This window comes from Bacillus mycoides (assembly GCF_018742245.1).
Taxonomy (GTDB): Bacteria; Bacillota; Bacilli; order Bacillales; family Bacillaceae_G; genus Bacillus_A; species Bacillus_A cereus_U.
This window is the reverse complement of record NZ_CP036132.1, coordinates 2,179,761-2,193,819: the sequence shown is the minus strand read 5'-3', so window position 1 is coordinate 2,193,819 and position 14,059 is coordinate 2,179,761. Positions and strand designations below refer to the sequence as shown.

Genomic DNA, 14,059 nt, shown 5'->3' with positions numbered 1-14,059 from the left:
AATTATGCAAATTTATTCTTGTTAAAATTCAACTCTTCGTTAATTTTAACATACTTTTTGCTTGATTGATTAAACAAAGCTTCAAACATTTTTCTATTCCGAAATATTTGTCAAATGAACCAATTAGACTATACCTTCATATAGTAGTGCAAACAATTACTTATAAAGTAGGTGAAAATTATGCCCTCAGTTGTGGGGAATTTAGTTGTACAAAATAGTAACGGATCTTTCAACTTAGGTGATTTCTACAACGTCTCTCCAAAAGAGAATACGAAAGCTTATAACGGATCTGGCGCATCTAACGTTGGTTTCGTAGTGAACACTTTTAGTGGGGTTAGCGCGACTAATACATTTGATTCTGATCTAGCAGATCAAAACCAAGTTGGTACGGCCTAACCAGATCGGTAATCATCTTTGTATAACATTTTAAAATTTGTCTATACTATACTCAGGCTGATACACAGCTATCGTCGATTTTTTGAGTGCCAATCTTTTTCTCCCTTTCCCTGGGACTAAGCAGCTAGCTTGCATCTAGCTGCTTTTTCATTTAGTTCTTCACCTCTTCAAAAAATTAGGTTTTTACAGGTAGCCTGACTCACAGCCGAATTTTGAGGTGTGAATCTGTCTGTCCGTAAATAGCTGGATAAATTAAAGAAGCTAAACTTCAAAATTCAGCTTCTTTTAGGTTACATCAATTATGTCCCTTGCAGAAAATATATATGTTTTATAAAATGCATCTGTACATTTTACAATTTGTTGAATTGGATTTATATGAACCACTGTCATATAACTCGTAAGTATGTATCCTTCTTCAAAATATGTCACTAATATCTCTTCTTCAGACAATAATGAAGTTAATAATTTATCTGAAATGCTTTCTTTCGCTTCATTCGTTATTAGCGGTCTTTGGACTTTTAATTTCTCTCCAATAATTTTTTTCATACTTAATAATTGTTCCGACATTACTGTAAACGGAACCCACTCTCTTCCTTTTTCCTGTATCTTTACATAATTCATTTTCTTTACTCCTCAATTTTCTATATCTATCCATTCATAAATTTCACTTCTAAATACACTTTATCCATCTCTTATTTAATATGTAGCGTAGCTTTCCAATTCAAAACTATTTAGGAATTTGTAGGACTCTCCACCCAAAAAGAACGTTAGTTCTAATTATACACGAACGAATGTTCTTTCGGAAGTACAACATGTAAATTTTCCAAACAAAATGCAACCTAAATCTATGAAGTTTATTCATACTGATTGATTACTCCTTTTAATTAATGAACTTTCTTTGCACTTCCTATCGCATCATAGAATACGTGTAGCAACAATAAAAGCGACTCCACCTAATGTGAAATCGCTTTTATTGAACTAATTATACTTTTCTATCCTAACTAACGTTCTTTCTGGAATACAAATTTCAGCTATATCAAATTGATTTATTTTCAAGTTTAATTCCCCAACTTTTTCCTGATCTTCATCACCAATCCAACAACTAAATAATTCAAAGTATTCCCCTTCTTTTAAATACCCTTCCATAATTGAGCATAAAGTTAAAAGTTTATTTTGAGCTTCTTCCTTCTCTTTTAAGCTTTGCCACTCAACTAGTTCAATTCCCCATCCTGATGATACTTCATAAATGTAATTCGTTTGAAATTGATACTCTTTTACGATTTCAAGTAAACTTTCATCTGAAAAACACGGTCCAATTATTATTAGCGCATCGGAATCTTCAGGGGTTAGCGGAACTTCTATATTACAACCTATATAACTTGCTAAACTCATTTTTAACTCCTCCAATATTATTCAACAAAGCACTTCATAAATACATTTATTCATTTATACATTCATTTCCTGCATAGATAAAAGAAGTTTTTAGTTTTTCAATTCATTAACCATCCTTCAACAAAAGCATATACTTTGATTATGAACGAACGCACAAATCTTTAGAAACTTATGATGTAAAACCATTCATTCCTCATAAGTTTCATACATATCGACAATTACTACCATTTATCCCGCTATTTGCGGGCTAATAATCAGTGAAAACGAACAAAACTCAAATTGATTAATATTTCACTTTCTTTATTGAATAAGTTTAGGTTGCATAATAATATGTAATTCTCTCTCTGTTTCTGTTTTTTTCGGATTTCGATAGTATTCCAGTTTATATTCTAATACTTCATACTCAACCATCCCAATCTTTATCCCTTTTGTTTCCTTTAATACAGCTAATAGAACGCTTATATTTTCATTAGATGATTCAAAAATTTTCCCTCCGCCTTCTCTCTTAAAAATAACTTTCATATATTCTCCCCCAAGTTAATTTAATAATCTAGTAAATATAAAAATATTCATCCTATTTTAATAAATAATTCATATCATCATTAAGAACATCCTTTTGTAATAAATGTTCAACATTTCACTTCCTATAAAGTTAGTTTATACTCCAATAAATATGATATGTACCATGCTTTAAATTATGTCCTCTATTCAATTTCTAAGAAAATATATTTAGTTTATATTTAACAAACTTAATTAACTAAAACATTATCATTTCAACATTTTGCAAAGTAATTACTTATTCCTTTTTATTTACACCAAAATTTTCTATTGTAATTCTTAATATTTAAATGTAATATTGTATTGTCTTACTATCTATTTATAACTCACACACTAACGAGAAAAGGGAACTCTATATGAGTTCCCTTTTCTATTGAAAATTAAAAAACAGAAATATAGCACTATGCTAAATCTCTGTTTTTCTTCTAAACTTTACTTCTCATCTAAGAATTTAAATGTATCTTTAAATTCATTATCTGTTACTTTAATATCCGCTTCTTTCAATAGATCATTGATTACTTGTTGTTTCCATTTACCTGTCGCATCTTGTAGTCTTTGTTGTTCTAAATCTTTTCGAATCGAATCTTTCACTTCATCAAATGGTTTCAATTCTTTTTTATCCGTCACTTTTATAATATGATAACCAAAAGATGTTTTTATTGGCTCACTTACTTGTCCTGCATCTAATTTATACGCAGCTTCCTCAAATTCTTTCACAGTTTGACCAGGAGCAAAACCAGCTATTTCTCCGCCCTGTTCCTTTGAACCAGTATCTTCCGAATATTGTTTCGCTAAAGCAGTAAAATCTTCACCATTATTTATTTTCTCCTTTACTTCTTTCGCAGTTTTTTCATCTTTCACTAAAATGTGACTTACCTTCATTTCTGGTTTATGGTTATCTTTCACATCTTTATCTGTGACAGTCGCTCTAATCGCTTTCTCAAGTGCAATTTCTGGCTTCATTCTCTCTTTTAATTCATCTTCATTTTTTAATCCTACTTGCTCTAAAGCAACTTTAAACTTGTCACCCATTTGTTCCTTCGCTGCTTCTACTTGTTTTTTAGCTTCTTCATCTGAAACTTCATATTTATCTAGCAATGCCTTATTTAACATCATTTGAGATAAAGTACTTTTTCCATATGTTTGCCTTAATTCTTTACTTAACTCTTTCTCTGTCACGTTTCCTACTTTTGATGTTGCAACATTTTCTGAGGAACCACACGCAGACAATGTTAGCGCCACACATGTAATAATAGTTCCCATAAATAGTTTTTTCTTTTTCAATTCAAATACCTCACTTTGATAAATGTATATTAGGAACTATACAGCGCTATTGTGAAATTAATGTGTTTTCCGCAAGTATTTCTCTTCATGTCAGAGACAAGCTTTATTAAATACAAAAGCCGGCATGAAGCCGACTTTTTAACATCATTTAATCTGTACATGTTCTTCTTTGATCCATTTGTTCCCACCTATATCTACATAGCCATCTTGACGATTCCAAATACGATAAGGGACCTTCCCATCAACCGCACCTGTATCATTCCCGTTTGGTCCATCATGCGTTCTAATTTCATATCCAGGTGTGTATTTTGAATATGCATAAAACCATTGCACATTAAAATGCTCTAACTTAGCCCATTGTTGTTCACTACCTAAACAAATCATATCTTTTTCGCCACCTCCCCAATAACCTTTATAGATTAAATATGGGATTTTTTTCGTAATCCTTCCTGTAAACTGTGGGTTCGCAGGATTTTCATATAAATTAATGCCGTATCCATCATTATATCTTGAAACTGCAATACCAATTCCATTTGGTTGCTTACTATCTCCAATACTAGATTGATTTGTTTGATTTGAACCTATAAACCAAGAAAGATCTTTATTCCCAATCAATTGATTCAAATCACATTTTCCAATACCAGAAACATTTCCTGAATCAGTATATTGCCAAATGTCACAAGGATATGCTGGTTTATTCCCACCGTAACGAGGAATCCAAATAAAATCAGCATCAATATTGCGCGCTCCAAATGATACATACGTGTGATGTCCTACGTATAAACCAATTTTTTTTGCACCTAATCGGCGTAATTCATCAATAAATGCTTGAGTCCCGCCTTCCATATCTACCATTGTTTGAACTTCTACATCTGCCACCCAAAATTTAGCGGTTTTATCACCACGATTCCAAAAATCTTGCGCTTCTTTTTTTGCATCTGAAATAGATATAAAACGGCAAAATGCATAATTCCCAAATGGAATACTACGTTTCTTCATTTCTTTTACATAACTTTGATACATAAAATCGACCGTATTTGAACCATCTTGAACTCTAGCAATAACTAAATCTAGCTGAGACGCTGCAATATCCCAATTAATATTTCCATTCCATTTCGAAATATCTACAATATAGCCCATTACTAATCAACTCCTTTTTATTATCTTATTCAAAGCTTGTATTATTGCTAGACCCATATGCCTAATAGCAAGCTTCTATAAGACAAATAAATATATTTTCATCATTTTTTAAAACTAAATAATTTCTTTTTATCCATAATAAACAAGTTCTTCTTTTTTACATTTGTAAACGATAGACTTACGTTTATTTCACACTAAATATTGGGATAAAATCACAAATAATGTACATACTATATATAAGCAATTTTTGCTTATACTCATGAATGACCTCCAAGATTTTTTCAATCTCCCTGTAAAAAGGCAGCTAAAAAAAGCTGCCTTTTTACAATTTATTATATAGAGACAAGTTACTTACCGCTTATTCCCTCGGATTAGTCTGTTTTTAAGCTTTTTATAAACATGATATATATTTTTTTACAACACTATTTTGATACGTACTAGAAATCACATCAACTCATACAGTATATGTAATAATCAACTACAATAAAAATTACATATTATATTAATATGTCTTCCTAATTAAAAGGAAATAAACATATAACCCCTGTTATGTAAGGAGTTTATTTAATGAGAAAAATCCCTATCGTATTCAAAGTTCCCCCGAATTCAAAGCTAAAAGTTACATTCTACGGTCCTTGTAACGAAGTAATTACAAATGTATCTTTAATTAATCAACTACTCACCCCTACCTGCCAAACTGTATCTCAATATCCAGACTTTAAGAAATATATAACTGAAGTCCGATCATTATCAAATTGTTAATCGTATAATTTTATGGTTTATCATTTCGAACAGTACGATAACAAAATAGTAAAAAGAGCCGCATCTTTCAAAAGAAACGGCTCTTTTTCATTTCACAAAAACATGACTTCATTAAAAAACTAAAATAACTCATTAATTGATATTCTATTGATATTTTGTTGATATTTTACACATATTAATGAAATGAGCATATATTATCGTATGGAGATTCTCCACTCATAAAACCTATCTTTTTTTGAGCATACTTTATTTGTATGCTCTTTTTTTATTCTTTACTTAACGGATTATCTTGTTAACATTTCCAAATATCCACCTAAATAAACATTGAATATTTCAAATTTTTTCTTATTATGCACTATGAATATAAGTTTAATAATTTATCTGTAGCTACATTTTCAGTATCACTTAAATCGACAAAATAATGAAGTTGCCACAGTTGACTCTTCTTAGCTTGCTTACTAACAGGTTTATCCCAAATAGGGTAAACCCTCATAGCCATTTTCCCTTTTTGGTTTTGAGTTTTTAATATTTTTTCTTTTAGAAGAATCTCTTTTGGAAAAATAAATTGTCCTAGTTTATTATCCGCTATACAAGTGATAACTAAAAGGTTAGGAGCCGAATCATAAGAAAATGCCTGATTGCTCATGGAGGCATTCTTCTCCCAAAAAGAAACAAATTGTCCAATCTTATTAGGCGTAATTTTTGATACCCTAAATCGGATGCTTCTATCATTTAGCTGGAATACCCCTCCTGCATATTCTGAATTTTGCTTTTCTTCTTTTCGTTTAGTAATTAATAGATTATTAGGTTTGTAAATCATTTCATCTATTTTTTCAATTATATTACTAAAATTTGTCATGTAAACGCACCTTTTTTATTTTTCAGTATATCAAGAACATTCGTTCTTGTATATCAACCTTAAACAAATGATGGCTTTGAATAGTCTTTTCAAAGATTATTTGATCTACTCCATCCATAACTTTAAATTTACTTTTATAGTATTTATTACATTACTCTTCCAATTTCTTGTATTTTTCATTATTATATTAATATATCAATAAAAAACGAGGGACATATTACATGAATCCATCCAAAATTGACTTCGGCTCCATAGAGCAACCTTTTTTCCTATTAATTTTATATCTTATCGCAATTCTTTTAACACTCTGCATTACATTTAGTATATGTCATTCCCTTTTACTAAATTTAAATGCACCGAGATGGGTAGCAAAACTGTTAGCTATCGTATTAACTCTAGGTGTTGCTTATCAAGTATTTATGAACTTATTTTAATATATTACCGTCTAAATAACTTAAACTAAAAGGCCCTACCATAAGGTAGAGCCTTTTTTTAAAAATAGTCCATAAATCACAAACATGTCTTTTATTTTATTGGAGATGGGAATCTTGCAGCTTCAAAATGCGTACTAATAAATCCTGGATCATTTTGTATAATCAGTCCATCTACATCACTCTCAGCAAAAATTTCAACTACATCTCCTGCATGTAATTGAAGTATTGTTGAAACAGCTACGACATTTGCAAAATTGGGTGGACCAAAAAAATCATTATCTATCGCTATAGCTGGATTATCATTTACCCGAATTTCTACACGCGCTCTATAATTCGTATTACTATCATTAGGTGCAAAGCTGATTGTACCAATAATAGAATAAACTCCTCTAGTCTTCGGAATAAACTCTGATGTTACTGGATTATATTCATTCGCTAAATCAAACTGTTCATTTGGGAATAATACTTTAACAAAAGTATTTGCAGTGACATTTTGATCTACTGTACTAACAGCTCTAAAAGCAGATGCCCTTACAAGCTTATCTTTCTCATTATCACAACACTTATCGTAATAATCTGTGCACTTCTTACAACAAGTATGCTGTGTCTTTTTATAGCCATTGCAATGCTTACAATAATAATAAGACATATTTACATCCCCTTTCTAAATCTATTGTTGTATACTATGCAAAATAAATTTAAAAAGTTTGGACGAGCTATTGCTATTATGAAATTAAAAAAACTCCACCGAAAAGCAGAGTTAATAAAATTTTTTCCTTTTTAATATTTATACAATTGGAGATGGGAATCTTGCAGCCTCAAAATGAGAACCATCTTCTGTACTACTAATAACCCCATCTATACTACTTTGCGCAAAAATCTCGACAATATCACCTGCATGTAATTGAAGTATTGTTGAAACACTTACAACATTACCGAAATTTATTGGACCAAAAAAGTCGTTATCAATAGCAATTGCCGCATTTCCATTCACTCGAACCTCTACACGTGCTCTATAGTTTAAATTTGTATCGTTTGGAAAGAAACCAATCGTTCCAATTACGGAATAAACGCCTCTAGTCTTCGGAGTAAAATCTGATGTTGCTGGGTTATATTCGTTCGATAAATCAAATTGTTCATTTTGAAATAATACTTTAACAAAAGTATTGGCTGAAAGGTTTTGATTAACTGTATTTACAGCTCTAAAGGCAGATGCTCTTACAAGGTTATTCTCCTTATGATCGCAAGAACAGTCATCACATCTTTTACCGCACTTATTATAATACTCACTTCTTTTTTTACAGCAATCATGATTTTTCTTTTGGTAACTCTCACAATTCTTACAGTAGTAATAACAAGACATATATAGCGCTCCTTTCTACTCTATTACTGCATACTATGTATGCTAAACTTGAAAAAATTGGACAAGTTGTTGCTATTACAAAAAATAAAAATGCTCCACCATAAGGCAAAGCGAAGAGAAAGTATAACTTTTAAAAAGAAAGCACTCATATAATATTCCGGTTATATGAGTAATACAAATTATCTAGTTTCATCAACTCGGATTTTCAGAAAAAAATCCTCCGTTCGGGCTATACAATGGATTAATTTGACACGTGTATTCAAATCTAATAAACTATTGGTTTTAACTGTTGATTGTTCGATTCAATCATTCCTGACCGACTTACCAGTGTGGCTGGGTAGTAAAGGATGGTTTGTTGGCATCTTGTATGCGGCACACTTTCCTGCTCCATTTCTGAAGTACTTAACTTCTTAGTTAAGAAAAAACTTGTAACGGAGATGATGCTTATGCTATTCCATTTAGCTACAATCCTAGGTGCCTTGGCACTTTCTCAGGAATCCATGGTGGGCAGATAGAATAGCAAGTGTAACAAGGCTTAATGTTAGGAATGCGTCACCAATTATATTACTAAAGTAGTATCTTTAATGATGCATTCCCTGGCCTAGGATGTTCTCGTTTTATAACACCCTACATTACTGCTGCCCTCTTGAATTTATTATCCCCCCTCCGCTACGCTCATTTCTGGTAAGTTTTCTCTGACTAATTGTTCAGCAAATGGTGGGGGTACCGCGTTTCCGCATCTGGCAACTTGTTCTGTTTTCGGATAAGGCTTCCCGTAAAAATCATGATCAATAATGTAGTTGCTTGGGAATCCTTACACTGCATATAACTCATGAGGTTGTAACATTCTCATTCCAATATCTAAAATTTTATAATTGTTCCCTAGATACGAATCATTTCTTATAAGGACGCTCTGTACTTGCGCCCTAATATAATAAATACTCAAATTTATTCCCCCATATATTTTTATAAATTGTATACAGTTCCATATGGAATTGTTGAAACAGAAATTCCGTATGGTGTAATATGATGCATTGGGTAATAATACTCCATAGATGAATAGTACGGTTGTATTCCTTGCTGTATTTGTTGCATTTGCTGCTGTGCTTGTAACGCTTGTTGAACAGCTTGAATTGTACTTTGTGCTCCGCTATACGTAATACCCGCCGTACCATACGGACGCATTCTATCTCGGGTATCAAAATATGAATAAAACATTATTATTCAACTCACTTCCATATAAGTTATTACAAAGTATGTTATGATTCTTAATTTCAGTGAGTGTTAAAAACTAGTTCACTAGCTTTTATTCAAATAGCGTTTTTGCTCACCTTCCTTCTTTTGATCCTCGCTTTTTTCAAAATATTCAGACGGTGATTTGCATTCAAGGCCAATCTTCTCACCGACAATCAATCGGTCTACATTTGCAATCATCCACGGGTATTCAGGATGCTGCAGGATTGCATTTCTGCGTTGTACCTTTAAATTCGTACGCTTGGAAAATTCTTTTGCAACTACCTCTTCCAAAACGTTTCCGAAATATGCCGATTCACTTTGTAAATCTTCCTTTTCAATCGCTTGTGTTTTTTCAAAGAATACTTGAACTGCTGATTTTCATTAATTTAAACCTGCGATTGCAGAAACATCTGAGCCACCAATAGCTTGCAACCACTGAGCGTGGTCCATGTTTAGTGTGTTAACCAATACTTTTACTTGCATGTTCTATTCACTCACCTTCCATATTATACTGATACCAACATATATTTTTTTATGAGGACTCATTGCCGTGAGTCCTTTTTATTGCCCCAAATACTTTTGTAACAATTCCAACGCTTCATTAATGCTCCCATTCACACCCTCAGGTTCCGCGCCTTCTGGATATTCCTGTGAAATCATTACCGCTCGACTGATGGCATCTTGTAACTTTTCGGCATCGATAGACGTTGTCATGATACCTTCTTGCTCCTGTGGATCAGCTTTACCATAGCCATTGTGCATGGACATCTGGTTTTCTAGCATCTAGCTCACCTCCTTGAAAAATGCAGGATTTTCCTTTCCATTATCGAATTAGTAATGTTTGAAAAGGGGGTGTAATATGGCAGAAATTAAAGTAGGACTTACACAATTTCTAGACTTCACACTGAAAAGTAGTGCAGCTAAAACAAACTTTGTAAAAAATCTAAAATCTCAACCTGAATACCAACCAGTCTTTGATTACTGGAAACAATTACGAGAGACTGTTATTAAATTTCATCAAAACGAACTACCTTTTGAATGTTTTGAAACATTAGTACAAACGGTTGATCAGAAGAAAAAGCAAAACTACATTGATGTTATAAAGCAGTACAAAAAATTTATTAAAAACAAAGACGTCTCTTGGTTCGATCCAGGTAAATCACATTGGATATCAGATGGTTTAATCGTCCGCTCATCACCTGAACTCGGTTTGCTCATTAATGATGAGCCGCATCTTATCAAACTGTTTTTCAAAGGAAAAAAAGAGCGAATTGATAAATACAACATCAACTCAACGCTGACATTATTAAACGAATCAACATTTTCAAGTGAACATAACGATGTGAATTATACGGTTCTTAACATCCAAAAGAACCGAATGTATACGAATAACTCTATTCATAATGATCATTTAATAGCACTTGAATCAGAAGCTAACCAGCTTTGTTATATATGGAATAAGATGTAAAGGGTACTATTCATCTCTTTCAATACCTTGTTCATGCATAATTTGGGCACAATTTTCACAAATCCAATCAGTTTCGTTTAATTGAAGCTCACCTTCTTGTTCCTCACAAACAATGCAGGGTGGGCGTTTTTTTTCGAAAATAGTTTCTTTAACCATTTCCGCATCCTAACTCACCTCCTCCGAAAGAGTGATATAATGAGCTCTTTCCACTAAATCAGCGTTAACCCCCTAGTTTTTTAATTGATGAAGAAGTTCTTTGTTTTTTAGAACATGCAAAAGAAAACCGTTATTATATCGCTTATCTTCTTGCTATTACATGTGGAATGCGTAAAGGTGAAATCTTAGGTCTACAATGGAAAGATATTGATTTTGAGAGACGAACGTTATCTGTTAACCGTTCCCTCTCTCACATTACAAAGGGATTCCATGAACTAAAAGCCTCTTCAGGAAAGAGATTGCTGATTTTGCCTGACATTACTTTAATGGCACTAAATGACCATCTGCAAAAAATCTCTGAGGAAAAAGAGCGATATGGTGAAGGCTATAATGACTGCGATTTGGTCTGCCGTTTCAGAAGTTTGACACAGCTCATGAAAAAGCTTATAAAGAAAAGTGAAGTTCCTAATATTCGTTTCCAGGATCTAAGGCGTACATCCGAAGATTGTAAGTGAACGATTAGGACATAAAAGAGTAGGTATCACACTGGAACCTACTCACATGTTGTACCAGGACTTCAGGAAACTGCGGTGGATCAATTTGCAAACGAATTATTCGGAAAGAAAAACTTTCGTTAGAAGTTTTCGTTTTCAGGCAAAAACACCGCCTAAATAACCCCAAATATTATAAGTGAAAAAGGAGCAACAAAACATGAGAGAAATCAAGTCTGACAAGGAATTCAAAGACATCATCGCAAGCGAGGAGCCAGTAGTTGTTAAGTTCTTTACTACATGGTGCCCAGATTGCGTGCGTATGGACAACTTTATCGGAGATGTAATGGAAGAGTTCAATAAGTTTGAATGGTATTCTATTAATAAAGATGAGTTCCCAAGTATTGCTGAAGAGTATCAAGTAATGGGTATTCCAAGCCTACTTGTATATCAAAATGGCGAAAAGTTAGGTCACTTACATAGTGCAAATGCAAAAACGGAAGAGCAAGTTACTGAGTTTTTAGAAGCATACTAAGAAACGAAAAACCTCTGAAAAATCATCAGAGGTTTTTTTCGTTTTCAAATTGGTCTTTGCCTTTGTCTCTTTCCGGAAAGTGAATATTATAATGCTTTCTCCTCTTCTTATTGAAGAATTTTGTTATCATTTCTTATATATTACTCACACGAGGAATTACAAAGAGTCATTTTGTGAAAAATATATATGAAAAAAATTTTGAGAATCATTATTCTCGCCCTCTTTCCATTTGCCATAATCATCATTAATTGTTTAATAAATTTCCACTTTGTACTTTTCAACATATTTTTCCTTAACGAAACTTTGTTATCCCCTTCTTAAAAAGCTATAAAACGTCAACAATGTTTGTATAGACCCACACGAGTTTCGTTTGATACTCTATGTATAGAAAGAAATTCCCTGTAGAAAGGCGAGTGATTAAAATGGATTCTCTTTCTCATAAAGAAGCTGATAAAGGTGCTATTGTCAGCATTATAGCCTACATATTTTTATCCTCTTTGAAAATCATCATCAGTTATATTACCCTCTCTAGCGCATTACGTGCTGATGGTTTGAATAACTTAACGGATATTGGTGCTTCTTTAGCAATATTAATTGGCCTAAAAATTTCTCGTAAGCCTCGTGACCCAGATCATCCATATGGGCATTCGCGCGCAGAACAAATCGCATCACTTGTTGCTTCCTTTATTATGGCAACAGTCGGATTAGAAGTTGTGATTAGTGCAATTCAATCGTTTTTAAGTCCGAAACAAGCAGCGCCTAATGTACTCGCTGCGTGGGTTGCTTTATTTTCTGCCGTCGTAATGTATTTCGTATATAAGTATACGAAAAAGATTGCGATTCAAACAAAGAGTAAGTCGTTAGAAGCCGCTGCAAAAGATAATTTATCAGATGCTCTCGTAAGTATTGGTACAGTAATAGGTATTGTCGGATCACAGTTCAAAATGCCTATTTTAGACCCTATTGCTGCTTTAATTGTCGGTCTTATTATTTGTAAGACTGCATGGGAAATTTTCGTAGAAGCTTCTCATATGCTAACGGATGGAATCGATCCTGAGAAAATGGATGAATATGCTGATGCTATCGAGCATATTTCAGGTGTAGAACATATTGTAGATATTCGCGCTCGTATGTATGGGAATCAAACGTATGTAGATATTACAATTGAAGTAGATGCTCGAATGGATGTTAGCGAAAGCCATTGTATTACTGACAATATTGAAGATATGCTTCGAAAGAAATTCGGAATTTACCATGCTCATATTCATGTGGAGCCCATGCAAAAAGAACCTATTATGACATAGGTTCTTTTTTAATGAACGCCTTATGAAATATAACACATAAAACGAGCCAGCTACCGCCAGCTGCCCATCCAGCTAATATGTCAGATGGATAGTGCACGCCAAGATAAATTCGGCTAACTGAAATAGATAATACAACGAAGCTTGCTATAAAAATAATCAGCAACTTTTTATGCAATGAAATACGATCTTCTGTAATTGTGACGTATGCAATAAATCCTAAAAAAGCAGTAGCGTTCATCGTATGACCGCTCGGAAAGCTATATCCAGTTGCTGTAACAAGCTGCGTCACATCAGGTCTTGCTCGTTCGTACCATAGTTTGAGCATACTGTTCAAATAACGTGATCCGTAATAATTAATTGTTAGAAGTAATGCACTTAATATTTTTTTTCTAAGAAGAAAATACATTACAAGTATAATGAGTAACGGGAAATATATTCTTTTTGAACCGATAAAGGATACCCAAGTAAAATAGGTTGTCAAATAATCGTTTCGGAAACTTTGAATAAAGTGTGCGACTACATTATCAAATTTTTCAATACAAGCGGTATGATACGAAAGTGATAGTGCGACAAAACAAATGAGTAGTGTACAACTTAACAAGTATAAATGTCGGTATCGTTTCACATACATAACCTCACTATGCAAAAAAATGGAGCGGTTGTTTTAGTTTTCCTCTCCAT

The 14,059-nt window shown here is 33.0% G+C and carries 18 protein-coding genes and 4 pseudogenes; 8 read left to right on the top strand and 14 right to left on the bottom strand.

What is annotated here, in order from left to right; all coding sequences use genetic code 11:
* The first annotated feature begins 180 nt into the window (after positions 1–180).
* Entirely contained in the window at positions 181–396 is a 216-nt protein-coding gene (gerPF, locus tag EXW56_RS11175) for a spore germination protein GerPF (protein WP_001141569.1), read from the top strand.
* A gap of 285 nt (positions 397–681) precedes the next feature.
* Here the strand turns inward: gerPF and EXW56_RS11170 are convergent, their stop codons facing one another.
* The 5 genes from EXW56_RS11170 to EXW56_RS11150 all read right to left on the bottom strand — a co-directional run bounded on the left by EXW56_RS11170 (position 682) and on the right by EXW56_RS11150 (position 4,770).
* A complete protein-coding gene (locus EXW56_RS11170) occupies positions 682–1,017 on the bottom strand; it encodes a YolD-like family protein (RefSeq protein ID WP_199660232.1) in 336 nt (111 codons plus the stop codon).
* A 357-nt stretch (positions 1,018–1,374) separates the two neighbouring features.
* The gene (locus tag EXW56_RS11165; RefSeq protein WP_199660234.1) at positions 1,375–1,788 is read right to left on the bottom strand and encodes a KH domain-containing protein; all 414 of its coding nucleotides are present in this window, start codon (positions 1,786–1,788) and stop codon (positions 1,375–1,377) included.
* A 300-nt stretch (positions 1,789–2,088) separates the two neighbouring features.
* Positions 2,089–2,310: a hypothetical protein gene (locus EXW56_RS11160; protein WP_002157948.1), complete on the bottom strand. Its 222-nt coding sequence runs from the start codon at positions 2,308–2,310 to the stop codon at positions 2,089–2,091.
* Between the two features lie 468 nt (positions 2,311–2,778).
* On the bottom strand, positions 2,779–3,630 hold the full coding sequence (locus tag EXW56_RS11155) for a peptidylprolyl isomerase PrsA (RefSeq protein WP_002200592.1): 852 nt from the start codon (positions 3,628–3,630) through the stop codon (positions 2,779–2,781).
* Between the two features lie 144 nt (positions 3,631–3,774).
* A complete protein-coding gene (locus EXW56_RS11150) occupies positions 3,775–4,770 on the bottom strand; it encodes a glycoside hydrolase family 25 protein (protein ID WP_002200593.1) in 996 nt (331 codons plus the stop codon).
* A 567-nt stretch (positions 4,771–5,337) separates the two neighbouring features.
* Here EXW56_RS11150 and EXW56_RS11145 point away from each other — a divergent pair.
* Positions 5,338–5,532 carry a hypothetical protein gene (locus EXW56_RS11145; RefSeq protein WP_002200594.1) on the top strand — a complete coding sequence of 65 codons (195 nt, stop codon included), beginning with the start codon at positions 5,338–5,340 and terminating at the stop codon, positions 5,530–5,532.
* A gap of 355 nt (positions 5,533–5,887) precedes the next feature.
* Here EXW56_RS11145 and EXW56_RS11140 read toward each other — a convergent pair whose 3' ends face one another.
* On the bottom strand, positions 5,888–6,391 hold the full coding sequence (locus tag EXW56_RS11140; protein ID WP_002200595.1) for a MepB family protein: 504 nt from the start codon (positions 6,389–6,391) through the stop codon (positions 5,888–5,890).
* Positions 6,392–6,612: 221 nt separating this feature from the next.
* On the opposite strand from EXW56_RS11140, the gene EXW56_RS11135 reads away from it, so the two are divergent.
* The gene (locus EXW56_RS11135) at positions 6,613–6,825 is read left to right on the top strand and encodes a hypothetical protein (protein ID WP_002200596.1); all 213 of its coding nucleotides are present in this window, start codon (positions 6,613–6,615) and stop codon (positions 6,823–6,825) included.
* 91 nt (positions 6,826–6,916) lie between these two features.
* Here the strand turns inward: EXW56_RS11135 and EXW56_RS11130 are convergent, their stop codons facing one another.
* The 6 genes and pseudogenes from EXW56_RS11130 to EXW56_RS11110 form a co-directional block, all read right to left on the bottom strand.
* The gene (locus EXW56_RS11130) at positions 6,917–7,474 is read right to left on the bottom strand and encodes a complement C1q domain-containing protein (RefSeq protein WP_002200597.1); all 558 of its coding nucleotides are present in this window, start codon (positions 7,472–7,474) and stop codon (positions 6,917–6,919) included.
* Positions 7,475–7,612: 138 nt separating this feature from the next.
* Positions 7,613–8,188: a C1q-like domain-containing protein gene (locus tag EXW56_RS11125; protein WP_215597474.1), complete on the bottom strand. Its 576-nt coding sequence runs from the start codon at positions 8,186–8,188 to the stop codon at positions 7,613–7,615.
* Between the two features lie 655 nt (positions 8,189–8,843).
* A pseudogene (locus tag EXW56_RS27590) lies at positions 8,844–9,071 on the bottom strand (DNA cytosine methyltransferase); the annotation flags it as partial.
* A gap of 83 nt (positions 9,072–9,154) precedes the next feature.
* Positions 9,155–9,406 (bottom strand): DUF3947 family protein, encoded by a 252-nt coding sequence (locus tag EXW56_RS11120; RefSeq protein WP_002136277.1) that lies wholly within the window; start codon positions 9,404–9,406, stop codon positions 9,155–9,157.
* 120 nt (positions 9,407–9,526) lie between these two features.
* Positions 9,527–9,907, bottom strand: a pseudogene (locus tag EXW56_RS11115) (lambda-exonuclease family protein); the annotation flags it as partial.
* Between the two features lie 78 nt (positions 9,908–9,985).
* Positions 9,986–10,207, bottom strand: a complete 222-nt coding sequence (locus EXW56_RS11110; RefSeq protein WP_002148161.1) for a hypothetical protein — start codon at positions 10,205–10,207, stop codon at positions 9,986–9,988.
* 76 nt (positions 10,208–10,283) lie between these two features.
* Here EXW56_RS11110 and EXW56_RS11105 point away from each other — a divergent pair, with 76 nt between their 5' ends.
* Positions 10,284–10,892 carry a hypothetical protein gene (locus EXW56_RS11105; RefSeq protein ID WP_215597473.1) on the top strand — a complete coding sequence of 203 codons (609 nt, stop codon included), beginning with the start codon at positions 10,284–10,286 and terminating at the stop codon, positions 10,890–10,892.
* Positions 10,893–10,898: 6 nt separating this feature from the next.
* Here the strand turns inward: EXW56_RS11105 and EXW56_RS11100 are convergent, their stop codons facing one another.
* Positions 10,899–11,048 (bottom strand): hypothetical protein, encoded by a 150-nt coding sequence (locus EXW56_RS11100; RefSeq protein ID WP_215597593.1) that lies wholly within the window; start codon positions 11,046–11,048, stop codon positions 10,899–10,901.
* Between the two features lie 83 nt (positions 11,049–11,131).
* Here EXW56_RS11100 and EXW56_RS28090 point away from each other — a divergent pair.
* From EXW56_RS28090 to EXW56_RS11085, 4 genes and pseudogenes are all read left to right on the top strand, one after another.
* Positions 11,132–11,263, top strand: a pseudogene (locus EXW56_RS28090) (site-specific integrase); the annotation flags it as partial.
* 111 nt (positions 11,264–11,374) lie between these two features.
* Positions 11,375–11,686: pseudogene (locus EXW56_RS27945) on the top strand (site-specific integrase).
* A gap of 73 nt (positions 11,687–11,759) precedes the next feature.
* A complete protein-coding gene (locus EXW56_RS11090) occupies positions 11,760–12,074 on the top strand; it encodes a thioredoxin family protein (RefSeq protein WP_001206934.1) in 315 nt (104 codons plus the stop codon).
* 422 nt (positions 12,075–12,496) lie between these two features.
* Positions 12,497–13,378 (top strand): cation diffusion facilitator family transporter, encoded by an 882-nt coding sequence (locus EXW56_RS11085; protein WP_002200602.1) that lies wholly within the window; start codon positions 12,497–12,499, stop codon positions 13,376–13,378.
* On the opposite strand, the gene EXW56_RS11080 is transcribed toward EXW56_RS11085, so the two are convergent.
* On the bottom strand, positions 13,368–14,003 hold the full coding sequence (locus EXW56_RS11080; RefSeq protein ID WP_002148169.1) for a phosphatase PAP2 family protein: 636 nt from the start codon (positions 14,001–14,003) through the stop codon (positions 13,368–13,370). The two genes, EXW56_RS11085 and EXW56_RS11080, sit on opposite strands and share 11 nt — an antisense overlap.
* Positions 14,004–14,059: the final 56 nt, after the last annotated feature.

Coding starts and splice junctions, on each gene's coding strand:
- EXW56_RS11090 (WP_001206934.1), top strand. CDS start 11,760: ATGAGAGAAATCAAGTCTGACAAGGAATTCAAAGACATCATCGCAAGC.
- gerPF (WP_001141569.1), top strand. CDS start 181: ATGCCCTCAGTTGTGGGGAATTTAGTTGTACAAAATAGTAACGGATCT.
- EXW56_RS11150 (WP_002200593.1), bottom strand. CDS start 4,770: ATGGGCTATATTGTAGATATTTCGAAATGGAATGGAAATATTAATTGG.
- EXW56_RS11145 (WP_002200594.1), top strand. CDS start 5,338: ATGAGAAAAATCCCTATCGTATTCAAAGTTCCCCCGAATTCAAAGCTA.
- EXW56_RS11110 (WP_002148161.1), bottom strand. CDS start 10,207: ATGCTAGAAAACCAGATGTCCATGCACAATGGCTATGGTAAAGCTGAT.
- EXW56_RS11085 (WP_002200602.1), top strand. CDS start 12,497: ATGGATTCTCTTTCTCATAAAGAAGCTGATAAAGGTGCTATTGTCAGC.
- EXW56_RS11140 (WP_002200595.1), bottom strand. CDS start 6,391: ATGACAAATTTTAGTAATATAATTGAAAAAATAGATGAAATGATTTAC.
- EXW56_RS11160 (WP_002157948.1), bottom strand. CDS start 2,310: ATGAAAGTTATTTTTAAGAGAGAAGGCGGAGGGAAAATTTTTGAATCA.
- EXW56_RS11125 (WP_215597474.1), bottom strand. CDS start 8,188: ATGTCTTGTTATTACTACTGTAAGAATTGTGAGAGTTACCAAAAGAAA.
- EXW56_RS11130 (WP_002200597.1), bottom strand. CDS start 7,474: ATGTCTTATTATTATTGTAAGCATTGCAATGGCTATAAAAAGACACAG.
- EXW56_RS11135 (WP_002200596.1), top strand. CDS start 6,613: ATGAATCCATCCAAAATTGACTTCGGCTCCATAGAGCAACCTTTTTTC.
- EXW56_RS11170 (WP_199660232.1), bottom strand. CDS start 1,017: ATGAATTATGTAAAGATACAGGAAAAAGGAAGAGAGTGGGTTCCGTTT.
- EXW56_RS11120 (WP_002136277.1), bottom strand. CDS start 9,406: ATGTTTTATTCATATTTTGATACCCGAGATAGAATGCGTCCGTATGGT.
- EXW56_RS11100 (WP_215597593.1), bottom strand. CDS start 11,048: ATGGTTAAAGAAACTATTTTCGAAAAAAAACGCCCACCCTGCATTGTT.
- EXW56_RS11105 (WP_215597473.1), top strand. CDS start 10,284: ATGGCAGAAATTAAAGTAGGACTTACACAATTTCTAGACTTCACACTG.
- EXW56_RS11165 (WP_199660234.1), bottom strand. CDS start 1,788: ATGAGTTTAGCAAGTTATATAGGTTGTAATATAGAAGTTCCGCTAACC.